Genomic DNA, 1257 nt, shown 5'->3' with positions numbered 1-1257 from the left:
GGTTTCGGTTACCGCCGCACGGCAATGTGTTGCGACGCGTACACCCGACCTATGTTCAGGCTTGCGCGGCGCTGACCTTGCCGGTGACCGTGGAGTTTTTCCGAACCGCTTGATACAGCAGGCTGGAGACCATGAACCCGACAATGGCCAACAGACTCATTAACGAGAACACGTAGTTGTAGCCTTGCTGACCCGGGAAATGGTCAAGGATTGCGCCGTAGATGACGTAGGCAAACATGCCAGGCGCATAGCCGACCAGGCAACCAATGCCAAAGGCTGAACCGGTGATGTGCTGGGGTATGCCGACTTCACCCATGGGTGCCCAGAACACGCCGCGCATGGAAAAGACAATCAGCGCGAAGGAGAGGGTGGCTGCCATGCCCGCATAGATGAAACCCGGGCTTTTCGGGATGAGCATGATGACGCCCATCAGCGGCAACAAAGCCAGGAATGCCCACTTCAGATAGCGGCTGGAACTCTTGAACTGCTTGTCGGCAATGAAGCCACCGGCGGGGCCGCCGAGGATCTTGAGGAAGTACTGGTTGATGATGCCATAGGCGCCCACCAGGGCGACGGGCAGTTCGTACATGTCCTTGAGGTAGGGAATGAAATAGGTCAGGCCGCAATACACGATGTAGACCATGAACACGTTGAGGCTGACCAGCCAGATGCCCGGCACCTTGATGGCCTCTAGCAGGTTCGACATTCCGTTCTTGGGCTTGGCGGTCGACTGGGTATTGCCGCTCTTGAGCAGCAGCCAGGTCAGGGTCCCGGCAAGAATGTCGATGACCGAATAGAAGAGGATCGCCGACTTCAGACCGTTTTCACCGGAGCCCATGGCGACGAACACGCCCAGTGCAGAGAAGGCGACCAGGGTATCGACGACACCACGTCCACCTTCCAGAAGGCCAAACAGGCGCCCCTGTTCCTTATCGTCTCCCAGATTGCGGATGGCTTTGAGCAGCGAGGGCCAGAAGATGCAGTCGGCACATACGGCCAGCAGGCAGAACACAATCAGCAGATTGCTGAAGGGCGGAAAGGTCGCCAGGTAGAGGCCGAGGCTGCCGGTACCGATCAGGCCGAGGGGGATCAGCTTACGCGTATCGTACCGATCGGCGAGCATGCCGCCCACCACAAACAGCGCGGTGGCGATGATGGCGTTGGCGCTCAGCAGCACGCCAATTTCAGTGTGGGACAGCCCCATGAACTCTTGCATGGGGATATAAAAGGCGTCTTTGAGATTCGCCAGCTTGTAGA

The 1257-nt window shown here is 58.2% G+C and carries 1 protein-coding gene; it reads right to left on the bottom strand.

What is annotated here, in order from left to right; translation table 11 throughout:
- Positions 1-55 precede the first annotated feature (55 nt).
- Positions 56-1257, bottom strand: a 1202-nt coding sequence (locus tag AC1DU9_RS29790) for an MFS transporter (protein WP_477811268.1), incomplete at its 5' end; no start/stop codon positions are given.

This window comes from Pseudomonas sp. P4_C1 (assembly GCF_056402155.1).
This window is presented reverse-complemented; position numbering and strand designations above follow the sequence as displayed.